This is a genomic window from Ruegeria sp. AM2, assembly GCF_056540685.1.
Genome location: NZ_JBQFXE010000006.1, coordinates 19,294 through 41,605, shown reverse-complemented (window position 1 = coordinate 41,605; position 22,312 = coordinate 19,294). Strand labels below are relative to the sequence as shown.

The 22,312-nt window shown below is 58.4% G+C and carries 24 protein-coding genes; 7 read left to right on the top strand and 17 right to left on the bottom strand.

The genetic code is table 11. The annotated features are described in order from the left end of the window. The first annotated feature begins 2 nt into the window (after positions 1 to 2). Genes yidC through ACR0CR_RS12840 form a run of 6 tightly spaced genes read left to right on the top strand, consistent with a single transcriptional unit; the run spans position 3 to position 5,330 of the window. Positions 3 to 1,832, top strand: a complete 1,830-nt coding sequence (gene yidC / locus ACR0CR_RS12865; protein WP_480599650.1) for a membrane protein insertase YidC — start codon at positions 3 to 5, stop codon at positions 1,830 to 1,832. Next, positions 1,829 to 2,566, top strand: coding sequence for an MOSC domain-containing protein (locus ACR0CR_RS12860; protein ID WP_480599648.1), 738 nt, complete (start codon positions 1,829 to 1,831; stop codon positions 2,564 to 2,566). The genes yidC and ACR0CR_RS12860 overlap by 4 nt, the downstream gene beginning before the upstream one ends. Further along, a complete protein-coding gene (gene yihA / locus ACR0CR_RS12855; protein ID WP_480599647.1) occupies positions 2,563 to 3,216 on the top strand; it encodes a ribosome biogenesis GTP-binding protein YihA/YsxC in 654 nt (217 codons plus the stop codon). Before ACR0CR_RS12860 ends, yihA begins: the two co-directional genes overlap by 4 nt. A gap of 60 nt (positions 3,217 to 3,276) precedes the next feature. Continuing rightward, positions 3,277 to 4,140 carry an acetylglutamate kinase gene (gene argB, locus ACR0CR_RS12850; RefSeq protein WP_480599645.1) on the top strand — a complete coding sequence of 288 codons (864 nt, stop codon included), beginning with the start codon at positions 3,277 to 3,279 and terminating at the stop codon, positions 4,138 to 4,140. Between the two features lie 18 nt (positions 4,141 to 4,158). Then, a complete protein-coding gene (locus ACR0CR_RS12845) occupies positions 4,159 to 4,836 on the top strand; it encodes a ferredoxin (protein ID WP_480599643.1) in 678 nt (225 codons plus the stop codon). Continuing rightward, entirely contained in the window at positions 4,833 to 5,330 is a 498-nt protein-coding gene (locus ACR0CR_RS12840; protein ID WP_480599641.1) for a SixA phosphatase family protein, read from the top strand. The genes ACR0CR_RS12845 and ACR0CR_RS12840 overlap by 4 nt, the downstream gene beginning before the upstream one ends. Positions 5,331 to 5,375: 45 nt before the next feature. Here the strand turns inward: ACR0CR_RS12840 and ACR0CR_RS12835 are convergent, their stop codons facing one another. From ACR0CR_RS12835 to ACR0CR_RS12755, 17 genes are all read right to left on the bottom strand, one after another. Beyond that, a complete protein-coding gene (locus tag ACR0CR_RS12835; protein ID WP_480599639.1) occupies positions 5,376 to 6,167 on the bottom strand; it encodes an amino acid ABC transporter ATP-binding protein in 792 nt (263 codons plus the stop codon). Between the two features lie 12 nt (positions 6,168 to 6,179). After that, a complete protein-coding gene (locus ACR0CR_RS12830) occupies positions 6,180 to 7,478 on the bottom strand; it encodes an amino acid ABC transporter permease (RefSeq protein ID WP_480599637.1) in 1,299 nt (432 codons plus the stop codon). Positions 7,479 to 7,481: 3 nt separating this feature from the next. Then, positions 7,482 to 8,714, bottom strand: coding sequence for an amino acid ABC transporter permease (locus ACR0CR_RS12825; protein WP_480599635.1), 1,233 nt, complete (start codon positions 8,712 to 8,714; stop codon positions 7,482 to 7,484). A 124-nt stretch (positions 8,715 to 8,838) separates the two neighbouring features. Beyond that, the gene (locus ACR0CR_RS12820; protein WP_480599633.1) at positions 8,839 to 9,855 is read right to left on the bottom strand and encodes an amino acid ABC transporter substrate-binding protein; all 1,017 of its coding nucleotides are present in this window, start codon (positions 9,853 to 9,855) and stop codon (positions 8,839 to 8,841) included. A gap of 209 nt (positions 9,856 to 10,064) precedes the next feature. After that, complete coding sequence (locus ACR0CR_RS12815; protein ID WP_480599631.1) at positions 10,065 to 10,772, bottom strand: ATP12 family chaperone protein; 708 nt, start codon at positions 10,770 to 10,772, stop codon at positions 10,065 to 10,067. Positions 10,773 to 10,776: 4 nt separating this feature from the next. After that, positions 10,777 to 11,448 carry an HAD-IA family hydrolase gene (locus tag ACR0CR_RS12810; RefSeq protein WP_480599629.1) on the bottom strand — a complete coding sequence of 224 codons (672 nt, stop codon included), beginning with the start codon at positions 11,446 to 11,448 and terminating at the stop codon, positions 10,777 to 10,779. Beyond that, positions 11,445 to 12,488, bottom strand: a complete 1,044-nt coding sequence (locus tag ACR0CR_RS12805; protein WP_480599627.1) for an RluA family pseudouridine synthase — start codon at positions 12,486 to 12,488, stop codon at positions 11,445 to 11,447. Before ACR0CR_RS12805 ends, ACR0CR_RS12810 begins: the two co-directional genes overlap by 4 nt. A 107-nt stretch (positions 12,489 to 12,595) precedes the next feature. Beyond that, the gene (locus ACR0CR_RS12800) at positions 12,596 to 13,906 is read right to left on the bottom strand and encodes a replication-associated recombination protein A (protein ID WP_480599625.1); all 1,311 of its coding nucleotides are present in this window, start codon (positions 13,904 to 13,906) and stop codon (positions 12,596 to 12,598) included. Further along, positions 13,903 to 15,291, bottom strand: coding sequence for a trypsin-like peptidase domain-containing protein (locus ACR0CR_RS12795; protein WP_480599623.1), 1,389 nt, complete (start codon positions 15,289 to 15,291; stop codon positions 13,903 to 13,905). Before ACR0CR_RS12795 ends, ACR0CR_RS12800 begins: the two co-directional genes overlap by 4 nt. A gap of 189 nt (positions 15,292 to 15,480) precedes the next feature. Continuing rightward, complete coding sequence (rplQ, locus tag ACR0CR_RS12790; protein WP_170654553.1) at positions 15,481 to 15,903, bottom strand: 50S ribosomal protein L17; 423 nt, start codon at positions 15,901 to 15,903, stop codon at positions 15,481 to 15,483. Positions 15,904 to 16,021: 118 nt separating this feature from the next. Beyond that, positions 16,022 to 17,038: a DNA-directed RNA polymerase subunit alpha gene (locus ACR0CR_RS12785; protein ID WP_170377644.1), complete on the bottom strand. Its 1,017-nt coding sequence runs from the start codon at positions 17,036 to 17,038 to the stop codon at positions 16,022 to 16,024. Positions 17,039 to 17,152: 114 nt separating this feature from the next. Beyond that, the gene (rpsK, locus tag ACR0CR_RS12780) at positions 17,153 to 17,542 is read right to left on the bottom strand and encodes a 30S ribosomal protein S11 (RefSeq protein WP_008757289.1); all 390 of its coding nucleotides are present in this window, start codon (positions 17,540 to 17,542) and stop codon (positions 17,153 to 17,155) included. Between the two features lie 15 nt (positions 17,543 to 17,557). After that, on the bottom strand, positions 17,558 to 17,926 hold the full coding sequence (gene rpsM, locus ACR0CR_RS12775) for a 30S ribosomal protein S13 (RefSeq protein ID WP_008757392.1): 369 nt from the start codon (positions 17,924 to 17,926) through the stop codon (positions 17,558 to 17,560). A gap of 210 nt (positions 17,927 to 18,136) precedes the next feature. Next, positions 18,137 to 18,784 carry an adenylate kinase gene (locus ACR0CR_RS12770; protein WP_480599621.1) on the bottom strand — a complete coding sequence of 216 codons (648 nt, stop codon included), beginning with the start codon at positions 18,782 to 18,784 and terminating at the stop codon, positions 18,137 to 18,139. Next, positions 18,781 to 20,145, bottom strand: coding sequence for a preprotein translocase subunit SecY (gene secY, locus ACR0CR_RS12765; protein ID WP_480599619.1), 1,365 nt, complete (start codon positions 20,143 to 20,145; stop codon positions 18,781 to 18,783). Before secY ends, ACR0CR_RS12770 begins: the two co-directional genes overlap by 4 nt. A gap of 109 nt (positions 20,146 to 20,254) precedes the next feature. Further along, entirely contained in the window at positions 20,255 to 20,728 is a 474-nt protein-coding gene (rplO, locus tag ACR0CR_RS12760) for a 50S ribosomal protein L15 (protein ID WP_480599617.1), read from the bottom strand. Positions 20,729 to 20,940: 212 nt separating this feature from the next. Continuing rightward, entirely contained in the window at positions 20,941 to 21,156 is a 216-nt protein-coding gene (locus ACR0CR_RS12755; protein WP_480599615.1) for a DUF1127 domain-containing protein, read from the bottom strand. Between the two features lie 264 nt (positions 21,157 to 21,420). On the opposite strand from ACR0CR_RS12755, the gene ACR0CR_RS12750 reads away from it, so the two are divergent. Beyond that, complete coding sequence (locus ACR0CR_RS12750) at positions 21,421 to 22,224, top strand: class I SAM-dependent methyltransferase (protein WP_480599613.1); 804 nt, start codon at positions 21,421 to 21,423, stop codon at positions 22,222 to 22,224. The last annotated feature ends 88 nt before the right edge of the window (positions 22,225 to 22,312 follow it).

Genomic DNA, 22,312 nt, shown 5'->3' with positions numbered 1-22,312 from the left:
AGATGGACGATCAGAACAAGAACCTCATCCTCGCAACCGCGCTCAGCTTTTTGGTGATCCTCGTGTGGTTCGTTTTGTTCCCTCCGCCGGAGCAAACAACCGTGTCGGAACAAGCCGAAATTGCAGCCGCCGAAGGCGAAGCGCTGCAAACGCCAAGCGCCGCTGATTCCGGCACCGTGGGTGAGGCAACGGTGGCCGCCGACGAGGTTCAGACCGAAGCAGAAGCACCGCGCGTGCCGATCGACACGCCGCGCCTGTCCGGCAGCCTGTCATTGTCCGGAGGCCGCATCGATGAGCTGTTCCTGAAAGACTACAAGGTATCGATCGATGAAGGCGCGCCCATTGTGGAATTGCTGTCGCCGGTCGGGTCCGATTCTGCCTACTATGCCTTGTACGGCTGGGCCCCCGGTGCGGGTGTCGCGGGTGAGGATGTTCCCGGACCAAACACCATCTGGTCGCTGCAACAGGGTGAAACGCTCGGGGTGGACACCCCTGTGACCCTGGCCTGGGACAATGGCAAAGGCCTGACTTTCCGCCGCACCATCGCCATTGACGCCGATTACATGTTCACGGTCACGCAATCGGTCGAAAACACCACCGGGTCCGAAGTCAGCATGGCCCCCTATGGCATCCTTGCCCGCCACGGTATCGGCGAAGATGGGGACCTGCCCGGACTGAAGAACTTTTTCATCCTGCACGAAGGTGTCATCGGCATGGCCGACGGCACTCTGGCCGAGGTCGACTATGGCGATGTGCGCGATTTCGACATCGACCCGAATGAGCGCGCCCAGGCCGAGGTCTATCAGGTCAAGCAGGACGGCTGGATCGGGTTCACCGACCACTATTGGATGACCACGCTGATCCCCGAGCCGGGGTCCGCGTTCAAGGCTGCCGCGAAATACGACGCGCGTCGCAAAATCTATCAGACCGAGACCGTTCTGCCGACGCTGACCGTAGCGCCGGGGGCGACCGAACAGGTCACAACACGACTGTTTGCTGGTGCGAAAGAATGGGAGGCCATTCGCGAGTACCAGGCCGAGGGTGTTCAGAAATTCATCGACAGCATCGATTGGGGCTGGTTCTTCTTCCTGACCAAGCCGATTTTCTGGCTGCTGCATAACATCAACGTTCTGATCGGCAACATGGGCTGGTCGATCATCGGCCTGACCCTGATCATCAAGGCAATCCTGTTCCCGTTGGCCTTCAAATCCTACGTCTCGATGGCGAAGATGAAAGAGCTTCAACCGCAGATGGAGGCCCTGAAAGAGGCTGCGGGCGACGACCGTCAGAAGATGCAGCAAGGCATGATGGAGCTGTACAAGAAAGAAAAGGTGAACCCCGCTGCGGGCTGTTTGCCAATCTTGATGCAGATTCCGATCTTCTTCTCGCTGTATAAGGTGATTTTCGTCACAATCGAACTGCGACAGGCCCCTTGGTTTGGCCCGTTCCAGGACCTCAGCGCGCCGGATCCGACCTCGATCCTGAACTTTTTTGGCTGGTTACCATGGGCCGGTCCGCAACCGGATACGCTGCTGGCGTTGGTCTTTATCGGAATCCTGCCGCTGCTGCTTGGGATTTCGATGTGGCTGCAACAAAAGTTGAACCCAGCCCCAACCGACGCCACGCAAGCGATGATCTTTGCCTGGATGCCATGGGTCTTCATGTTCATGCTGGGTGGGTTTGCAAGTGGTCTGGTCGTCTACTGGATCGCGAACAACACAATCACGTTCACGCAGCAATATCTGATCATGCGCAGCCAGGGGTATAAGCCTGACGTGTTCGGCAACATAAAATCCGGGTTCAAGCGCACGCCCAAGACGGATGACAAATGACCGGTGAAGTCATCAGCCTGTGTCGGCACCCGATCAAGAGCCATGGTCGCGAGATCGTGCAGACCATCATGTTAAACCCCGGGCAGACCATGCCCGGGGATCGCGTATGGGCGGTCGCGCACGAAGCCTCCAAGGCTGATGGCTCGGAATGGGTGCCCTGTGCCAATTTCAGCCGTGTTGCCAAAGCCCCGAAGCTGATGGCAATTTCGGCGCAATCGGCCGGCGAAACGCTGACACTGTCGCATCCGGAGAGGCCGGACCTGACCTTTGCCCCTGACAGCGAACAGCAGGCATTTCTGGACTGGGTCAAACCGCTGATGCCCACGGATCGGGCGGCCTCGGCCCGGATCGTTCGGGTGCCGGGGCGCGGCATGACCGACAGCGATTTTCCATCGATCAGCCTGAACAACATGGCGTCGCATCGCGCGGTAGAACAAAGGCTTGGTCAGGACCTTTCAACCTATCGCTGGCGCGGCAACATCTGGTTCGATGGCCTTCCGCTGTGGGAAGAGTTCGAATGGCTTGGGCGCGACGTCCAGATCGGTGAGGCAATTCTGCACGTACGTGAACGGATCACACGCTGTCTGGCTACGACAGCGAACCCCGATACTGGCATCCGCGACGCAGATACGCTGGGGGCGTTGAGCCATTGGGGTCACCAGGATTTCGGTGTCTATGCCGAAGTCATCCGCGCGGGCGAAGTCAAGCCCGGTGACAAGGTCCAAGTGCTATGACGGCCCTGCCCTTTCCCTTGGTGCCAGATCCCGATGATTTGTCGGCGGAAACCGGTCGAAAACTCTTTGCCGGGCAGTCCGAATTCGTCAAAGGCGTTGTCGCCATGGATGGCCTGCCACCCCCCGACCGGCTTGAGGTCTGCTTTGCGGGCCGTTCGAACGTTGGCAAATCAAGCCTGATCAATGCTCTGACCGGCACCAAGGGGCTGGCGCGCGCCTCGAACACACCGGGCCGCACACAAGAAATCAACTTCTTCACCCAAGGCCCGGACCTCTATCTGGTCGACCTGCCCGGCTATGGCTATGCCAATGCACCGGTCAAGGTCGTCGAGAAGTGGCAGCGGCTGCTGAAACAGTATCTGAGCGGTCGTCAAACCCTGCGCCGAGCTTTCGTGCTGATCGACGCGCGCCACGGGGTCAAGCCGGTGGATGCCGAGATCATGAAGCTGTTGGACACCAGCGCCGTGACGTTCCAATGCGTGCTGACCAAGGCCGACAAGGTCAAAGCCAACGAGCGCGAAAAGGTTCTGGATCAGGTGCGCGGCGCTTTGTCCAAGCACCCCGCCGCCTTCCCGGAAATCGTGCTGACTTCGTCCGAAAAGGGCGACGGTATTCCGACCCTGCGCTCGATCATTGCGCATCTGGAATAGCTTCACCCTTGGCAGCACCACGCAAAGGCCCTAACACGGAACGTCAGAGGGACCTAAGCCATGAAGACACGAGACATGAACCGGGACTGGATCGCCACCGCCGCCACACTGAACAGCGCACTGCCCTACCTGCAGCGGTATGACGGCGCAATCGTCGTCATCAAGCTGGGCGGGCACGCCATGGGCAGCGACGAAGCGATGGAGAGCTTTGCGCGCGATGTCGTGTTGATGCGCCAGGTTGGCGTGAACCCGGTAGTTGTGCATGGCGGCGGGCCGATGATCAACGCGATGCTGGACAAGCTGGATATTCAATCCGATTTTGTCGGCGGCAAGCGTGTCACCGACAAAGCCACCGTCGAAGTGGTCGAGATGGTATTGTCTGGCGTGGTCAACAAGCGCATCGTGCAGGCCATCAATGGTCAGGGCGGCTCGGCCGTGGGCTTGTCTGGCAAGGACGCGAACCTGATGATTTGCGATCAGACGGATGCGTCATTGGGATTTGTGGGATCGCCCTCAAAAATGAACCCAAAAATCCTGCACGATCTGTTTGCGCATGACGTGATTCCGGTGATTGCTCCTTTGGGGGCGGGCCGCGAAGGCGAGACCTTCAACGTCAACGGCGACACGGCAGCCGGCGCGATTGCCTCGGCGCTGAAAGCCGATCGCCTGCTGCTGCTGACCGATGTCTCAGGCGTCAAGAATGCCGCCGGAGAGGTGGTGACCGAGTTGAAAGCCGGTCAGATCCGCGAGATGACGTTGGAAGGCACGATTGCGGGCGGTATGATCCCCAAAACCGAAACAGCGCTGGACGCTTTGCACAGCGGCGTGCGGGCGGTCGTGATCCTGGACGGGCGCGCGCCCAACGCAGTATTGCTAGAGCTGTTCACCGAACACGGGGCCGGGTCCCTGATCCGCCCAGATTGACCCAAGACCCGAGGAGACATGACCGGACACACCCTGCCCTCCTCTTGTGACACCTATGACATCGTCGAACGCGCGGCGCATGATGCCGGGCTTATTGTCATGGGAGCGCTGCATCCTCGCGTGGTGGAGGCGCAGCAACTGGACGGCGGTACGTTGATCCTTTTGGGTGCAGGTCCGGGGTTCTGGCCAGTATTGAAGGCCTCAACAGAATGGTCGGGCGCTGACCCTGTGGACCGTTGGTCCAGCCGGGTTGTCGGGCAATTGGCGCAAGACCTCGGTGCGCAGGCGCACTTCCCGTTCGGCGGGCCGCCCTATGCGCCCTTTATAGACTGGGCCTTAAAGTCTGGGCGCACATTCAGCAGCCCGGTCGGCGCGTTGGTACATGACACCGTTGGTATGATGATCTCACTCCGCGGCGCGCTACATTTCTGCGAAGAGTTCACCATCCCGGAAGCAACGGCTCTGTCTCCCTGTACGAGCTGCCCTGCCCCATGCACGACGGCTTGTCCGGTCGGCGCGCTGAACAGTCAGAGTTTCTACGACGTCGCGATCTGCCATGACCACCTGTCGACCGAGCAAGGACAAACCTGCATGACCGGTGGCTGCCTCGCCCGCCTATCCTGTCCGCTTAGCGCGGGCGCTGGTCGCGACCCAGAGCAATCCGCCCATCATATGAAAGCCTTTCACCCTTCATGAGCCTGACCCTGATCCTGACCCGCCACGCCAAATCCAGTTGGGACGATCCGATGCTCGAGGATCACGACCGCCCCCTGACCAAACGCGGGCGCAGATCGGCACAGGCGATTTCCGGTTGGCTGCAGGACAACGGCTGGCTACCGGATGAGGTGCTGAGTTCAACCTCGGCCCGGACCCGTGAGACTTGGGACCGTATGGGGCTGAAGGCCGAGAAAATCTGCTTTCATCGCTGCCTGTATCATGCGGCACCCGAAGACATGCTGATCGAGCTGTCGGGGGCCACGGAACCCACTGTGCTTATGCTGGGCCACAATCCCGGCATTGCCGGGTTTGCCAACCGCATCCTACGCGACACCCCCAACCACGCCCGTTTTCACGACTACCCCACTTGCGCAACAACGGTGATCCGGTTTCCGATCACCGATTGGGCCGATATTCAATGGGGCAGTGGCGAGGTTTTGGGCTTCGCCATTCCACGCGAGTTGACGCCATAGAAAAAGGCGAGGCCACAGCCCCGCCTTTCCAAAATCGTACCGAAATCAGTGCCCCAGAATCTGGCTGAGGAACAGCTTGGTCCGCTCGCTTTTTGGGTTGTTGAAGAACTCTTCGGGTTCGTTCTGTTCCACAATCTGACCGGCATCCATAAAGATCACGCGGTTGGCGACCTGACGGGCAAAGCCCATCTCGTGGGTCACGCACAGCATGGTCATGCCTTCCTCGGCCAGTTCGATCATGGTGTCGAGCACCTCTTTGATCATCTCGGGGTCCAGCGCCGAGGTCGGTTCATCGAACAACATGATCCGCGGCATCATGCACAAGGATCGCGCAATCGCCACACGCTGCTGCTGACCGCCTGAAAGTTGACCGGGGTACTTGTCCGCCTGCTCGGGGATCTTCACCTTTTCCAGGAAATGCATCGCGCGCTCTTCGGCCTCTTTCTTGGGCGTCTTACGCACCCAGATCGGGGCCAGCGTGCAGTTCTCCAGAATGGTCAGATGCGGGAACAGGTTGAAGTGCTGGAACACCATGCCAACCTCGGACCGGATTTTGTCGATGTTTTTCAGGTCATTCGACAGTTCAATCCCGTCCACCACGATCTTGCCCTGCTGGTGTTCTTCCAGCGCGTTCAGGCAGCGGATCAGGGTGGACTTGCCCGAGCCCGATGGGCCGGCAATAACAATCCGCTCGCCCTGATTGACGGTCAGATTGATGTCACGCAGCACGTGGAAGGACCCGTACCACTTGTTCATTGCGTTGATGTCGATGGCGACCTCGTCGCTCACCTGCATCTTCGAGCGGTCGATTTCGCGTTCGATTGCAAGTTCAGACATGTGTTGAACTCCTTAATGATGATCGGTGGCAAGGCGACGCTCGAGCCACTGAGAATATTGAGAGATGCCGTAGCAGACGACGAAGAACAGAAGCGCGGCAAAGCCCAGAAGCTCCCAATAGACGCCGTTCCATTCGGTCGACGCCAGGATGGGCCCCCGGATCATGCCCACCAGATCGAACATCGAAATGACCGAAACCAGTGTGGTGTCCTTGAACAGGCCAACGGCCACGTTCACGATACCGGGGATCGAGATCTTCAGAGCCTGCGGCAGGATGATCAGACGCATCGCCTGCGGGTAATCCAGACCAAGGCTGTCTGCCGCTTCGTACTGTCCACGTGGAAGCGCTGCCAGACCGCCGCGGATCACCTCGGCGATATAGGCGGCTGAGAACATGGTGATCATGATCACAACGCGCAGGAACAGGTCGACCGTGCTTTCAGGCGGGAAGAAATACGACAGCATCACCGAAGCCACGAACAGCAGCGTGATCAGAGGCACGCCACGGATGAATTCGATGAAGATGACACAGACCCATTTGATCAGCGGCATGGTCGATTGACGACCCAAGGCCAACGCGATCCCCAGAGGGACCGACAAAGACACACAGGTTAGCCCAAGCATCATGTTCAGCATGAAACCACCCAGATCACGGCTGGGAACGGCAGAGAGCATTGCATTCTCTGACGCCCCTTCCGGGATCAGCGCGCCACCAACCTTCCAAACGACCAGCGCAACGATGATGGCGCCGAAGAAGCCAGCCGCAAAGCTGTTCTTGCCGAATTTCTGGAATACGGCACCGCCGGCCACGCAGCCAACCAGCGCCACGATCGGAACCAGAATGGTGCCACCCCAGATCAGCCAAAAGGCAATGAAAGGGTAAAGCGCTGTGAACACCAGCAGTTTGCGCGGCAGGTCAAAGAACAGAACCGGCGCCAACGCCACCAGCATCAGTACAAAGGCCAGATTCGGGCGCCAGTAGGCTTCATCCGGGTATTTGAAGCCATAGATCAGCTGGGGCCAGCGTTCCGTCAGAACCGCGAAACAGGCGCCCGTCTTGCCAGCAAGAATCTCACGGCATTCCGCCAGAGAGTTCGCGTTCCAGACCCCGTTCAAAATCCACGGCAACGTGTTCTGAAGGATCAGGTAGATCAGCACCAGCGAGACAAGTGTCAGGATCGTGTTTGTCACGCCCGAGAACAGATTCTGGCGCAGCCATTTGACGACACCCGTTTCATTTGCGGGTGGCGGAGACGGCGGGATGGTGCCCTCGGCCACGAAGGCGATCGGATTGGTTGTTTGATCAGCCATGGCTTAGCGCTCCTTCAACTTGACGGACGCGTTATAGACGTTCATCACCATCGAGATCAGTAGCGAGGCTGTCAGATAGAACAGCATCAGCAACAGAACACATTCGATTGCACGTCCGGTCTGGTTCAGCGTGATGCCACCTAGCGTTGCGGTGATATCCGCATAGCCGACCGCGATTGCCAGAGACGAGTTCTTGGTGATGTTCAGATATTGCGAGATCAACGGCGGGATGATCACCCGCAGGGCCTGAGGCAGGATCACAAGGTTCATGATCCGACCGGGACGAAGGCCCAGCGCTGCGGCGGCCTCGGTCTGACCCTTGCTGATCGCCTGAATACCCGCCCGCACGTTTTCCGCGATAAACGCGCCGGTATAGATCGACAACGCAAACCACAGTGCAATCAGCGGACCACCAACCTTGATACCACCGCTAAAGTTAAAGCCCTTCAGTTCGGGGACATTCCAAGTCAGCCCCATAAGGAACATCAGGATGACAAGAGGACCTAGCCAAACCGCCAGTTTGGGCAGCAAGGTCTTCGGACGTTCACCCGTTTCCTCCTGCCTATGCGTGGCTCGTTTTTCGATCTCTTTCGAGACGAACCAGGACCCGGCAAGAACTGCAAGTACCACGATCCAGTTCAGGAATGTCGAACTGAACAACCCGTTGGAGAAGTCCGGGCGCGGGACGTAAACGCCACGGTTGGTAAACGCGAAGAGATCCAGAACCATGCTTGAGGTTGGATTATCCCCCCGGAACTCACGCGGGCCCGGCAGCACGGCCGTCATGATGGTGAAAATGATAATGATCCAGATCAGGACCGGAATATTCCGGAAAATCTCGACATAGACCGCCATCAGTTTTGAAACGAGCCAGTTGTTCGACAGGCGCAAAACCCCGGCGATTACACCAAAGACTGTTGCGGTAATGCAGGCCAGAAACGCAACCAGCAAGGTGTTGAGGATGCCTACAACCGCCGCCCGACCATGCGAGGACTGGCTGTCATAGTCAATCAAACGCTGGTTGATATCGTACCCCGACGGGTCGCCAAGGAAGGAATAAGAAATATTGAGGCCAGCGGCCCGGAGGTTCTGGATCAGGTTGTTACCCAGATACCAGATTGAAAGCGCAATAACGACGGCCGCGATCACCTGAAACGTCAGTGAGCGATAGCGGGTATCGTTTATGAGCATAGACAACCGAAAGTCAGCTTTCGGCGGGTCAGTCATAGTCGACATATTTTGGAATCCCCGTGCATTTCAGGCGCTTCGTAAACCGGCAGGGTTTTCCCCACTCTCGAGCCGCCCTTAGCATTTTGATGGAAAAAAGGGCGCAGGTTATCCTGCGCCCTTTTCCGTGATTTTAGCGGAACGGCGGTGAGTACAGCAGACCACCTTCGGTCCACTGTGCGTTCAGACCGCGCGCCAGACCGATCGGAGTTTCCTCACCGATGTTCTTGGCAAAGACTTCGCCATAGTTACCACCGGCCTTGATCGCCTTCATGGCCCAGTCAGCATCCAGACCCAGCATCTCACCCAGAGTACCTTCGGTACCCAGCAGGCGGTTGACTTCTGGGTTGTTGGTGCCAGCGGACATCTCGTCGATATTCGCCGAGGTCACGCCCAGCTCTTCAGCTGAAACCAGTGCGTTCAGAGTCCAACGGACAACGTCGCCCCACTCGTGATCGCCATGACGGACCAGCGGGCCCAGCGGCTCTTTCGAGATGATTTCGGGCAGCAGGACGTGTGCCGACGGATCTTCGAACGTGGCGCGCGTTGCGGCCAGGCCCGATGCGTCGGTGGTATAAACGTCACATGCGCCAGCCAGATACTGCTGCTGCGCTTCGGCGTTGGTTTCGATCGGAACCGGCTCGTAGCTGATGTTGTTCGAGCGGAAGAAATCCGCCAGGTTCAGCTCGGTGGTGGTTCCGGTTTGGATGCAGACAGTCGCGCCGTCCAGTTCCTTGGCCGAGCTTACGCCCAGTGCCTTGGGAACCATAAAGCCTTGACCGTCATAGTAGTTCACGCCGACAAATTCGAATTTCAGGTCGACGTCGCGGCTGAAGGTCCAGGTGGTGTTCCGGGCCAGCATGTCGATCTCGCCCGAGGCCAGCGCGGTAAAGCGTGTCTTACCGGTGGTCGGAACAAATTCAACAGCGCTTGCATCGCCCAGAACGGCGGCAGCGACAGCACGGCACAGCGAGACATCAAAGCCTTGCCATTCGCCATTCGCGTCGGGTGCGGCAAAGCCAACCAGACCGGTAGTCACACCGCAGTTCAGCTTACCGCGGGCTTTGACGTCGTCCACTGTGCCCGCCATGGCAGCACCTGCGGCCAGAGCGGCAACTGTAGCCGCGCCGAAGATTACGGATTTTTTCATTTTTACCTCTTCCTGTTTTTCCGCCCCGCTCATGGGACGGCTCTGTCCGGCACCTTTGGCACCAGAAAGGTTTCCCCAAAGGTGTCTCCCCTTTAGTGGGCTTGAGTTTGGTCGCATTCATAAACAAACGTCAAGGGTCGGATCAGGGAAATCGATAGGTCCGTTTTGGCAATTTTTGCCCGGCAATCCGAATTTCTGGCTGCAAAGGCTCAAACGGAGAGATCAAAGAACCTCTTTGCGTGCAGAAACGCCGCTTTTTTGGTTTCGGCTGCAGCGTGGGCCTCGTCGTCGTGCCCCCATTGCTCGATCTGCCAAAGCTCATCAAGTCTGGAAAAAGTCCAAATTTCATCGGCTTTGCGCCAGTTTTGGGCAGCGGCGAAACCCAGGATCAATGATCCTGAAAGGCTGACCAGATCGTGAAAGGCAGCCATCTGAAAGTCGTTGAACGCATGCACACGTTTTCTGAGCGCGTCCAGCGATGGGGCGGGTTGCGGTTGATGCGACACCCCTGCAATCGGCAACAGTCTGGCCGACAGCGCCTCAGCCGCCCAGTCAAGGGCCGGATCCCATTGTTCGGCCTGCCTTTGCTGCAACGCTTGGGGGTGCGTCGCCCGATAACACAGCAAATCCGAATCGCCATAGTCGGCCAACATGTCAGCAACCTCGGCGTGCTGGTGGCGCACTTTGTCGATCGCTGCATTTGCTGAGCGAGTGAACGGCATTACGCTCGGGTCGACCTCTTTTTCTTGTCCGTCCCATTCAGCGGCAACTTCCTGGGCCATGGCGCGGGTTGGCAGGATCAAAGCGGCCTTGGCCGGAGTCTTGACCCGCCGTCCGTCCAATTCGACCGTATAGCCTCCGTCGGCTTCAACAACCGCGCAGTCGGTCCAGAATCTTTTCGGTTTCCAGTCGCTCATGTTTTTAAGCCCAGATATGATCCAGTGCTCCGGGCAACTGGTCGAATGTTTCGATAATTGTCGTCGCGGATTGCAACGCAGGTCGGGCGTGATAGCCCCATGTCACCCCGACGCTCGGAACCCCCGCAGCGGCAGCCATCTCCATGTCAAACCGCGTGTCTCCGATCATCACGGTGTTGGCTGCGTCAACGCCTGTCTCGCCCCGCGCTGTGTCGATCATCGACGGATGCGGCTTTGACGGATGATGGTCCGCGACCTGACGCGTCACAAAAAACCCGTCCAACCCATGCCCTTCGATCAGAGCATCCAAACCGCGCTGAGATTTTCCGGTCGCGACGCCCAACAGAATTTCAGGAATGGCGTGCAGACGCTCGATAATCTCACGCGCACCCGGATAAAGCGGAGAGTTGGTAACGCCCTGCGAAAGCCTGTTGGCGTGATACGCCTGTTTGTACCCCTCGACCAATCGGCCTTGATCCCTTTCCGAGTGCTCAGGAGCCAATTGTGCCAAAGCCTTCGGCAAGGACAAACCCACGATGGACAGGATTGCTTTACGATCAGGCACCGGCAGGGACAGGGCCTGGAAACTGGCGGTCATGGCCGCAACGATGCTGCCCTGACTGTCAACCAGAGTTCCATCCACGTCGAACAACACCAGCCGCAATGGCGCGCTCATTGCAATTCCTCAAACGGGTCGTCTGCGGCCAAGTCTTCGGTCCAGCCGAACGTGTCCCAACTGTGTTTCATGTGATCGGGCAAGGGCGCGGTGATTGTCACGGTCTTGCGCGTCACTGGGTGTTGAAACGAAGCTTGCCGTGCATGAAGGTGCAGCTTCTTGCTGATGACACCGCCCAGCTGCGCACCCCAGCCATCGCCAAGGTTCTCTTGCCCTGATCCACCATATTTGCCATCGCCAATGATCGGATGCCCAATCGCCGCCATATGCGCCCGCAATTGATGGGTTCGGCCGGTGATCGGCTCCATCGCCACCCAGGCCGCGCGCCCGGCCACACGGTAGAGCGTGGCATAGAGCGTATGCGCCCGTTTCGCGCCGGGTGTGTCGTTGATCTCGTTCAGGTGGACGGGGATCATCTTTTCGCCCTCACCGTGCTTGCCGTGACCTGTAGCCTTGACCAGCCCGGTCTTGATCTCGCCCAAATAGGGTGTCGGAACACCGGCCACCAAAGCCCAGTAGATCTTTCGTGTATCCCGATGCCGGAATGCAGCGGTCAAACCCTTGGCGGCTTCACGGGTGCGAGCCATGAGCAATACGCCCGAGGTATCTTTGTCGAGCCGGTGCACCAACCGAGGGTTTTCCTCGTAGCCAAAGCGCAGCGCCTCGGACAGGCTGTCCACGTGCCGTGTCTGACCGCTGCCACCCTGAACTGGCAACCCATGAGGTTTGTTCAGCGCCAAAACGTGATCGTCGCGGTAGATCACGCAGGACTGGATCATCTTTGCATCGGCATCCGAGACCCGCCGCGTGACCTCGACCGGTTTGTGATCGGCGTCGGGCAATGGCGGTACGCGCACGACCTGACCGACTTCAAGCCTGGTCGAAGCTTTGACCCGTCCGCCCTCGACCCTCAGCTCGCCCTTGCGGCACATCTTTTCGATGCGCCCCTGACTGACATGCGGGAACAAACGGCGCAGCCATCGGTCGACCCTTTGGTCGCCGTCACCTTCTGCCACGGTGATCATTTGTACGCCGCTCATAGCGATACCCTCTGCGCCGCGCAGGTGATCCGCACGGATTGCGTGTCTGTCAGTGCCTTAGAAAACATGCGCGTCTGTGGCGTGCCGCACTGCAAGAGTCAAGACAGCTAAGCGTTCCGTTGCGCGCGCAGCTTGGCGAAGTAATCCAGCCGCTTTTTCAACTCGCGTTCGAACCCGCGTTCGACCGGTTGATAAAGCTCGGGCCTTTCCATTCCGTCCGGGAAGTAGTTCTGACCTGAAAAGCCATCCTCGGCATCGTGGTCATAGGCATAGCCCGCGCCATAGCCATGATCTTTCATCAACGAGGTCGGCGCGTTCAGGATATGCTTGGGCGGCGGTTCACTGCCCGATTGCTTGGCCAACCGCATCGCCGCTTTGTAGCCCATATAGGCCCCGTTGGATTTGGGCGCCAAAGCCAAATAGACCAATGCCTGCGCCAGCGCCAATTCGCCCTCGGGGCTGCCAAGCCGTTCATAGGTTTGCCAGGATTGCAGGCAGATCGCCTGTGCCTGCGGGTCGGCCAGACCGATATCCTCAACCGCCATCCGGGTGATCCGGCGGGCCAGATACCTTGGGTCTTCGCCACCATTCAACATCCGGGCGAACCAATACAGCGCCGCGTCCGGGTCCGACCCGCGCACTGATTTGTGCAGGGCCGAAATCAGGTTGTAATGCTCGTCCCCCGATTTGTCGTACTTTGCCGCACGGCGCATCAACCGCGTCGACAGAGCGTCGGGGTCCAAGGGCGCATCGACCTTCCAAGCCGCAACCTGTTCGATCAGATTCAACAGCGCTCGACCGTCCCCATCCGCCATCTCTTGCAAGGCTTCCCGCGCCGCTCCGGTCAACGGCAACGCCAGATTCAGTTCCTTCTCGGCACGTTGGGTCAACCGCTCCAGATCAGACAGGCTGAGCCGTTCCAACACCAAAACCTGCGCCCGGCTAAGAACAGCCGCGTTCAGTTCGAACGAGGGGTTTTCGGTCGTGGCGCCCACCAACAGGATCGTCCCGTCCTCCATATGCGGCAGGAACCCGTCTTGCTGGGCCTTGTTAAAGCGGTGAATCTCATCGACGAACAGCAGCGTCCCCTGCCCGTTCTGGCGTCGGATCTTGGCCGCTTCGAACACTTTCTTCAGGTCCGGCACACCGGTGAAAATTGCGCTGATCTGTACGAAATGCAAATCCGTCTCTTGCGCCAACAGCCGAGCGATCGTTGTCTTGCCCACCCCCGGCGGGCCCCAGAAAACCAGACTGGACAAGCTGCCAGACGCCAGCATTACACCCAAGGGCGCGTCCGGTCCCAAGACCTGTTCTTGTCCGATGACCTCAGACAAGGACTGCGGTCGCAATCGATCCGCCAATGGACGGTGCGCCGAAGATTCAGGCGGTGGAGCCCCGGTGTCGAAAAGGTCGCTCACAGACGGAACCGCAGCGATACAGACCGCCCTCCGCGCAAGATATCAAAGGTCAGCCTGCGGCCCGGATCAGTCAGCGCTTCAACAACATCGGTAGGATGTGCAATGCTCTCGCCATTAATGCTGCTGAGCACATCGCCCGCGCGCAGCCCCGACCGCCCGCCATACCGACCAGCATCAACCACGACCACACCGGTTTGCGACAGCAACAACCCTAGGCGCGAAATCACCGCTGGGTTCACACGCGAGACAATCAGTCCTGGCATAACCGTGCCCTCGTCGAGGGTTGTTTCCTCTGCAGCCGGGGTCTCGGGTGCGCGGACAAGGGCGATTTCGACATCCGTTTGATCTCCGCCGCGCAGGCGAGTGACTACGGATGTACCGCCAACACCAGCCACGGACATGCGGAATTTCATCTCGGCAGGAGAATTCACCTCATCCCCATCCACATGGGTCACAACATCGCCCACACGCAACCCGGCCTCAGCCAAAGGGCTAAGTGGGTGCAGGTCAGAAATCACGACACCCAGCGGGATTACCATCCCCAACGACTCGGCGATGTCGGCGCTCATGTGCTGGCCCGCCATTCCGGCCCACGGACTGACGAAACTTTCGTTGCCCGCCTGCGCCTGACGCAGGAATTCGGCCACCAAGTTGGCGGGAATGGCAAAACCAATCCCGTTAGACCCGCCCGACCGCGTCAGGATTGACGTATTGATCCCTATCAGGTTCCCGTTCACATCGATCAACGCTCCGCCCGAGTTGCCGGGGTTGATCGCAGCGTCTGTTTGAATGAAGTAACCCCGCGCATTGCCGGTGGCCGTTCCGGTACGCGCCAAGCCCGAGACAATGCCCGAAGACACCGTTTGCCCCACCCCGAACGGGTTACCAATGGCAAGGGTCAGTTCCCCGACCTCAACGTGATCAGAGTCGCGCATTTGCAGGTAAGGTAGGTCCTCGGCCTCTTGCAGCCGCAGAATTGCGATATCGCTTTCCTTGTCGCCGAGTACGACCTCAGCCGAAAACTCGCGCCGATCTGTGGTCACCACACGTATTTCCGTTGCCGTTCCGACCACGTGGTAATTCGAGACTACGTAGCCATCCGCCGACAGGATCACCCCTGATCCCAGCGAGTTTTGAACCCTTTGACGCGGCTCGCCAAATCCGCGGCCAAAGAAGTCCTGAAAGAACGGGTCCGAGAAAAACGGGTTCGCCCGACCCTGACGCACGATCTTGGCATAGATATTAACGACCGCTGGTGAGGCCTCTTTGACCACCGGTGCAAAACCCAGCGAAATCTCGGCCTGGGATTGCGGCACCTTTGTCTGGGCCATTGCGGGCCCGTTCAGACATACAATGGACAAGCAAAGCAGAAGCGTGCGGAACATGAGACCCTCGTTTATGTTCACCGACTGATATGTCCGCAAGAAGGACCGTTTGCAAGATCGCTGTCGGTTGGCGATCCACGATCGTAAGCTTGGGAATAGGTCAGAATGTAAATGGGCAAAATCGGATGCCAAAAAAGAAAAACCCCCGCTTCTGAAAAGCGAGGGTTTCTGATCAGGTATCGATGACGCTTATTCGTCGTCGGCAGCCTCTTCGGCAGCAACGCGGGCCTTGTCAGCCGCGCCTTTGGCGTCGACGTCACGATCCACGAATTCGATGATCGCCATCGGGGCCATGTCGCCATAGCGGAAGCCAGCTTTCAGGATGCGGACATAACCGCCCTGACGCTCGGCGTAGCGGGGGCCCAGAACTTCGAACAGCTTGGCGACGTCTTTGTCTTCTTTCAGCTGCGATGCGGCCTGACGGCGGGCGTGCAGGTCGCCGCGCTTGCCCAGAGTGACCAGCTTTTCGATGATCGGGCGCAGTTCTTTTGCCTTGGGCAGAGTTGTTTTGATTTGCTCATGCTCGATGAGCGAGCCAGCCATGTTCGCAAACAGAGCCTTACGGTGCTCATGAGTACGGTTCAGGCGGCGGTAACCACGTGCGTGACGCATTTTCTAGTTCCTTCTTTCGCGTTTTGCTTTGTCTGGCCGGCGATGCGTGTCACCGGCTCTCCTTGGGGCGGAAGTGCCCATTTTGTCCCCGGACGCCCGGGCATTTGGGAAGACGCGTTTAGAACGCGTCTTCGAATTTCTTCGCCAGATCTTCGATGTTGTCGGGCGGCCAGTCCTCGACATCCATGCCGAGGTGCAGACCCATGCCGGACAGCACTTCTTTGATCTCGTTCAGCGACTTGCGGCCGAAGTTCGGGGTGCGCAGCATCTCGGCTTCGGTCTTCTGGATCAGGTCGCCGATGTAAACGATGTTGTCGTTCTTCAGGCAGTTTGCCGAACGGACCGACAGCTCCAGCTCGTCTACTTTCTTCAGCAGCAGCGGGTTGAACTCCAGACCATCGTCTTCGTCCTGACGGCCAGCCGATTCCGGCTCGTCGAAGTTGACGAAGATCGACAACTGATCCTGCAGGATACGAGCGGCATAGGCCAGCGCGTCTTCCGGCGTGATCGAACCATCAGTTTCGATCTTCAGGGTCAGCTTGTCATAGTCCAGAACCTGACCTTCACGGGTCGGCTGAACGTCATAGGCAACCTTTTTGACCGGCGAATAGATCGCGTCGATCGGGATCAGGCCAATGGGTGCGTCTTCGGGCTTGTTCTTTTCAGCCGAGACATAACCTTTGCCGGTGTTGACGGTCAGTTCCATGAACAGGTCGGCGCCATCATCCAGGTGGCAGATGACGTGATCGCGGTTCAGAACCTCGATACCGGCGCTTTCGCTGATGTCGCCAGCGGTGACAACGGCGGGGCCTTTGGCATTGATCGACAGGCGTTTGGGCCCTTCGACTTCCATGCGCAGCGACACGCCTTTGAGGTTCAGGATGATGTCGGTGACGTCTTCACGCACGCCCGCCACGCTAGAGAACTCGTGCAGGACGTTGTCGATCTGAACGCTGGTGATGGCCGCGCCTTGCAGCGAGCTCATCAGAACGCGGCGCAGGGCGTTGCCCAGGGTTAGACCAAAGCCACGCTCCAGCGGTTCAGCAACCAGGGTTGCCTGACGTGCAGGGTCGTTGCCCGGCTTGCCGTCAAGCTGGGTCGGCTTGATCAATTCTGCCCAATTCTTGTGGATCATGTAATCCCTCCATTCCTGTCCGCGCCCCATGACCAACAAGGTGCAGACGCCCGAGGTTCAAAATGACGTGCTGGGGCCGCGCAAAAACGCAGCCCCAGCTGAATTCAAAATCGCTTAGACGCGGCGGCGCTTCGGCGGGCGGCAACCGTTGTGAGCGATCGGAGTCACGTCGCGGATCGACGTGATGTTGAAGCCCACGGCAGCCAGCGCACGCAGAGCCGATTCACGACCCGAACCGGGGCCCTGAACTTCGACTTCCAGCGTCTTGACGCCATGTTCCTGCGCCTTTTTGCCTGCGTCTTCTGCAGCCATCTGAGCGGCGTAAGGTGTCGATTTACGCGACCCTTTGAAGCCCATGGTACCGGCAGACGACCACGAGATGGCGTTGCCTTGTACGTCCGAGATCAGGATCTTGGTGTTGTTGAAGGTCGAGTTCACATGGGCGACGCCCGATGCGATGTTCTTACGCTCTTTGCGCTTAACGCGAGTCTTGTCACGTGCCATCGGTCAGACCCTCCCTTATTTCTTCTTACCGGCAATGGCCTTTGCGGGGCCTTTGCGGGTACGAGCATTGGTGTGGGTGCGCTGACCGCGAACCGGCAGGTTGCGGCGGTGACGCAGACCGCGGTAGCAGCCCAGGTCCATCAGGCGCTTGACGTTCATCTGAACTTCACGACGCAGGTCACCTTCGACGGTGAAGTTTGCGTCGATGTGCTCGCGGATGGCCAGAACTTCGGCGTCGGACAGTTCGTTGACGCGACGGTGCGCTTCAATGCCCACGGCTTCGCAGATCGCTTTGGCCGAGGTGTTGCCGATACCGGTGATATATGTGAGGGCGATTGGTACCCGCTTTGCAGTCGGGATGTTTACGCCGGCAATACGTGCCACGTGTCACTTTCCTTTTTGTTGCGGTTCCGTAGCTCCGGAACCTTTTTTCACAACACCTGACCGTGGCAGTGACGCCAGAGGGTCCAGTATTATTCGAGGTGGTCGGGGCGGTTGGGACGAATCCCGCGCGCGGTCTTGATTCCCTTTGGGGATGGGGGTCGATATGGGCTTTTGAACGTGTCGTCAAGCCCATATTCAAATGCCGATTGCTCAGGCGTCCAGAACAGCCGCAATCGCGCCCTGAACCTCTTCGATTTCGCCCAGACCATCGACCCAGGACAGGTTGCCCTTGGCATGGTAATAGCCGATCAGCATCGAGGTTTTCTTGTAGTATTCCATCAGACGGGTCTTGAGGCTTTCCTCATTGTCGTCCGCGCGACGTTTGAAGTCGTTCTCTTTGCCGCAATTGGTGCACTTGCCGTCTGCAGGAATAGGCTTGGTGATGTCATTATAGACCTCGCCGCAGCCGCCACAGGTCGACCGGGCCGTGATCCGCGCGACCAGAGCATCGTCGTTGACCTCCATCGCGATGACAGCATCCAGCGTCTCGCCGGTGCTGTTCAGCAATTCGCCCAGCGCATCAGCCTGGGCCAGAGTGCGCGGAAAGCCGTCGAAGATGAAACCACCCTCGGCACCCGCTTCCAGCTTTTCGCGGATCAGGCCGATTACGATCTCGTCCGTGACCAACTCACCCCTGGCCATCACTTCGGCCACGCGGTTGCCCATTTCGGTGCCGCTGTCCTTGGCTTCACGCAGCATGTCTCCGGTGCTCAGTTGCACCATGCCCCGAGTTTCCACCAAATGACGCGCCTGCGTCCCTTTACCGGCGCCTGGGGGGCCCAAAAGAATGATATTCATCGACGAGCGGATCCCTTCCTGCCGCGTTTCTTACCTTTGCCGCGCAATTGGGACTTTTCGATCAGCCCTTCGTATTGGTGCGCCAGCAAGTGACTCTGAACCTGTTGGATCGTGTCCATGGTCACAGAGACGATAATCAGAACCGAGGTGCCGCCGAAATAGAACGGAATGGCAAATTGGCCCCGCAGAATTTCAGGCAGCAGACAGACCGCCGCCAGATAGGCCGAGCCCAGAACCAACACGCGGTTGACCACGTATTCCAGATATTCAGCGGTTTTCTTGCCCGGACGGATACCCGGCACAAAGCCGTTCTGCTTTTTCAGGTTGTCCGCCACATCGTCCGGCTTGAATGACACATTGAACGTATAGAAATAGGCAAAGAATACGATCATCGACGCGAAGAACAGCAGGTACAGAGGCTGTCCGGGTCCGAAGTTGGCCAGCAGCCACGACATAACCGGACCGTTTGTGGCACCTGATGAGAAGGTCGAGATCGTCACCGGCAGCAACAGCAGCGAGCTCGCAAAGATTGCCGGGATAACGCCGGCCGGGTTCACTTTGACCGGCAGGTGGCTGGAGCCGCCTTCATAGATCTTCATACCGGCCTGACGGCGCGGATACTGAATGTGGATCTTGCGCAGGGCGCGCTCCATGAAGACCACAAAGGTAATCACGGCGATGACCATCACGATCACACCGACGATCACGGCCGGGCTGATCGCACCCGAACGACCCGACGCGAAGAACTGCGCCAGCGCAGCCGGAACCTCGGCAATGATGCCAACGAAGATGATCAGAGAGATACCGTTGCCGATGCCGCGCGCGGTGATCTGTTCACCCAGCCACATCAGGAACATGGTTCCGCCAACCAGCGTAATCATGGTCGACATGCGGAAGAACAGGCCCGGATCGGTGGCCAGATCACCCGATTCCAGCGAAACGGCCAGACCATAGGCTTGAACGGTGGCCAGTGCCACGGTGCCGAAACGGGTGTATTGGTTGATCTTCTTGCGGCCCTGCTCGCCCTCTTTCTTGAGTTGCTCAAGCGCTGGAACCATCGATGTCAGCAGCTGCACGATGATCGAGGCCGAGATGTAGGGCATGATGCCGAGGGCAAAGATACCCATCCGTCCCAGCGCCCCGCCGGTGAACATCGAAACCATGCCGCCGATGCCTTGCCCCGCCTGTTCCATGAACTCGCGCAGGGCCTGCCCGTCGATCCCTGGCACCGGAATAAAGGTGCCCAGGCGATAGACGATCAACAAACCCAGCGTGAACAGGATGCGGTTGCGCAGATCGGTGGCTTTGCCCAAAGCAGCCCAGCTTGTGTTGGCTGCCATTTGTTCTGCTGCTGATACCATAAATCGGTCTCTCTTATGCAAACACCGCCCGGAACCGTTTTCCGGCTCGGGCGGCGTCTTGGAAAACTCTGAGGTCTATGTAAGCGGGTCTTGGCCCGCTCACAAGCGCTTACTCTGCCGCAGCAGGTTTTGTGACCGTCAATGAACCGCCCGCTTTCTCAACTGCCTCAACGGCAGCTTTCGAAGCACCTGTCACTTCCAGGTTCACTTTGGCGCTGATCTCGCCTTTGGCCAGTACGCGGATACCATCCAGCTTGCGACGGACCAGACCGGATGCAACCAGCGCATCTTCGGTGATCGCAGCCTTGGCGTCCAGCTTGCCGGCGTCGACGAATTTCTGGATCAGGCCCAGGTTGATAACGGCGAATGCCTTGCGGTTCGGCTTGTTGAAGCCACGCTTGGGCAGGCGTTGGTACAGCGGCATCTGGCCGCCTTCGTAGCCATTGATGGCCACACCCGAACGGGATTTCTGGCCTTTGATACCACGGCCACCCATTTTACCTTTGCCGGAACCGGGACCACGGCCAACGCGAGTGCGTTTCGGTGCGGCGCCAGGATTGTCGCGCAATTCGTGCAGTTTCATTTCGCTTCTCCTAAGCCGGATGTGACCCCCGAAGCGTGATGGGCCAACCACGGCATTTCTTGGTTTTGATTCTCGTGGCCACAATGCCACCGGGGCGACGTACAGCGTTGACGAGCTGTTTGCAAGCAATGATCGCGTTTCTATTGCTCAGCCCCAAAACCCAAAAGAGGCACCGTTTGGTGCCTCACACGGGAAGTTCCGATGACCAGAACTTACGAGCAGTAAACGTGATCGCGGGCAATATCGGCGATGTCACACCGACGTACTCCGATGTCGTTCAGTTCACGATCACTCAGACCCTGCAGTTCCGAATAGGTCCGGTTGTAATCTGCGCGCAGGGCGTATGCCTCTTTGGCGCGAGCGAACAGGGTTGCGATGCGGTCGCTCAGGCCAAGACCTTCGCGGGAAAATGTAGCTGTGTTTGCCATGGTTCTATTCCTTTCTGAGCCCGAGGCGCATTCCTCGGGTATTGATTGCGTTCCTTTTTGGGACAGGGCTCAGATAAGGGTGGTGGGTACCGCTAACAACGGAAGTTTCGGTCTAGCCGGTATGCGTTAGCGGAATGGCGAATGGGACGCTATGGCTTCTTACCGCGCCGCCCCATCCATAAGCCAATCCTTGCGTCGCCGTTAAGATGAAGAATCGTTCAAGTCTTGCTATGCTTTACCCTTGTATTGAGGGGAGTATTTGCTTTGTCTGATCCTTATTCCGACCTCGGCACGCAAGATACGGCCTTGCAGGAGCGCATCGCTGACGCAATGGAGGCACGGTGTCTGGACGCTTCGCAGACGGCGATCAGACGGGCCTATCTGGAACCACTCGACCTGCCCGATGGTGCCAAGGCGCTGGAACTGGGGTCGGGAACGGGTCACGTGACCAATGATCTGCTCGCAATGGCCGGGGCAGCGACAGCCCATGGCATTGAGCCGTCCCCCGTAATGGTCGAACGTGCTCGGATGCGTTTTTCCGATGATCCTCGGCTGACCTTTGAAGTCGGCGATGCGCGGGACACAGGATGGGATGCCAACTCGGTCGATCTGGTTTTGCTACATACGTTGCTTTGCCACGTCCCCGGACCAGAGGATGTGGTGCGGGAAGCGTTCCGAATTCTGAAACGGGGTGGCATCCTGGCGATATGCGATGGGGATTACGATACTGCGACGACGCAAATCGCCGACTATGACCCGCTCGATCAACTCGTGCGGTTCATGGTAAACCAAAACACCACAAACCTTTGGGTCATGCGTCAGATTTCGGGCATCCTGACCAACGAGGGGTTCGTATTGGGACCACGAAAAGGGCATGGCTATGTCGCCGAAGGCGATGCGGCCTATTTTCTGACGGTGATCGAAAGAGGTGCGGATAGGATGGTCGAAACAGGGGTCTTGTTTCCCGATACCGCAGAAGCTTTGAAAGCCGAAGCGAAGTCACGTATCGCTGCCAATACTTTCTTTGGCTACATGTCATATGTCAGTCAAATCGCCTATAAATCCTAACGCTTGGTTTCAATCTTTTCAGGCCCAATGACATAAAAATAACGCCCCCGACCAAGGTCGGAGGCGTTTCTAAGCCTTCACAGAAGCT

Excerpts from the sequence above, each read along its gene's own strand:
- ACR0CR_RS12820 (WP_480599633.1), bottom strand. The coding sequence starts at position 9,855 with ATGAAAAAATCCGTAATCTTCGGCGCGGCTACAGTTGCCGCTCTGGCC.
- rplO (WP_480599617.1), bottom strand. The coding sequence starts at position 20,728 with ATGAAACTGCACGAATTGCGCGACAATCCTGGCGCCGCACCGAAACGC.
- ACR0CR_RS12815 (WP_480599631.1), bottom strand. The coding sequence starts at position 10,772 with ATGAGCGACTGGAAACCGAAAAGATTCTGGACCGACTGCGCGGTTGTT.
- ACR0CR_RS12805 (WP_480599627.1), bottom strand. The coding sequence starts at position 12,488 with ATGAGCGGCGTACAAATGATCACCGTGGCAGAAGGTGACGGCGACCAA.
- rpsK (WP_008757289.1), bottom strand. The coding sequence starts at position 17,542 with ATGGCACGTGACAAGACTCGCGTTAAGCGCAAAGAGCGTAAGAACATC.
- argB (WP_480599645.1), top strand. The coding sequence starts at position 3,277 with ATGAAGACACGAGACATGAACCGGGACTGGATCGCCACCGCCGCCACA.
- yidC (WP_480599650.1), top strand. The coding sequence starts at position 3 with ATGGACGATCAGAACAAGAACCTCATCCTCGCAACCGCGCTCAGCTTT.
- ACR0CR_RS12785 (WP_170377644.1), bottom strand. The coding sequence starts at position 17,038 with ATGATCCACAAGAATTGGGCAGAATTGATCAAGCCGACCCAGCTTGAC.
- ACR0CR_RS12755 (WP_480599615.1), bottom strand. The coding sequence starts at position 21,156 with ATGGCAAACACAGCTACATTTTCCCGCGAAGGTCTTGGCCTGAGCGAC.
- ACR0CR_RS12770 (WP_480599621.1), bottom strand. The coding sequence starts at position 18,784 with ATGAATATCATTCTTTTGGGCCCCCCAGGCGCCGGTAAAGGGACGCAG.
- ACR0CR_RS12840 (WP_480599641.1), top strand. The coding sequence starts at position 4,833 with ATGAGCCTGACCCTGATCCTGACCCGCCACGCCAAATCCAGTTGGGAC.
- ACR0CR_RS12810 (WP_480599629.1), bottom strand. The coding sequence starts at position 11,448 with ATGAGCGCGCCATTGCGGCTGGTGTTGTTCGACGTGGATGGAACTCTG.
- rplQ (WP_170654553.1), bottom strand. The coding sequence starts at position 15,903 with ATGCGTCACGCACGTGGTTACCGCCGCCTGAACCGTACTCATGAGCAC.
- ACR0CR_RS12825 (WP_480599635.1), bottom strand. The coding sequence starts at position 8,714 with ATGTCGACTATGACTGACCCGCCGAAAGCTGACTTTCGGTTGTCTATG.
- secY (WP_480599619.1), bottom strand. The coding sequence starts at position 20,145 with ATGGTATCAGCAGCAGAACAAATGGCAGCCAACACAAGCTGGGCTGCT.
- ACR0CR_RS12830 (WP_480599637.1), bottom strand. The coding sequence starts at position 7,478 with ATGGCTGATCAAACAACCAATCCGATCGCCTTCGTGGCCGAGGGCACC.
- ACR0CR_RS12795 (WP_480599623.1), bottom strand. The coding sequence starts at position 15,291 with ATGTTCCGCACGCTTCTGCTTTGCTTGTCCATTGTATGTCTGAACGGG.
- ACR0CR_RS12860 (WP_480599648.1), top strand. The coding sequence starts at position 1,829 with ATGACCGGTGAAGTCATCAGCCTGTGTCGGCACCCGATCAAGAGCCAT.
- ACR0CR_RS12835 (WP_480599639.1), bottom strand. The coding sequence starts at position 6,167 with ATGTCTGAACTTGCAATCGAACGCGAAATCGACCGCTCGAAGATGCAG.
- ACR0CR_RS12845 (WP_480599643.1), top strand. The coding sequence starts at position 4,159 with ATGACCGGACACACCCTGCCCTCCTCTTGTGACACCTATGACATCGTC.
- yihA (WP_480599647.1), top strand. The coding sequence starts at position 2,563 with ATGACGGCCCTGCCCTTTCCCTTGGTGCCAGATCCCGATGATTTGTCG.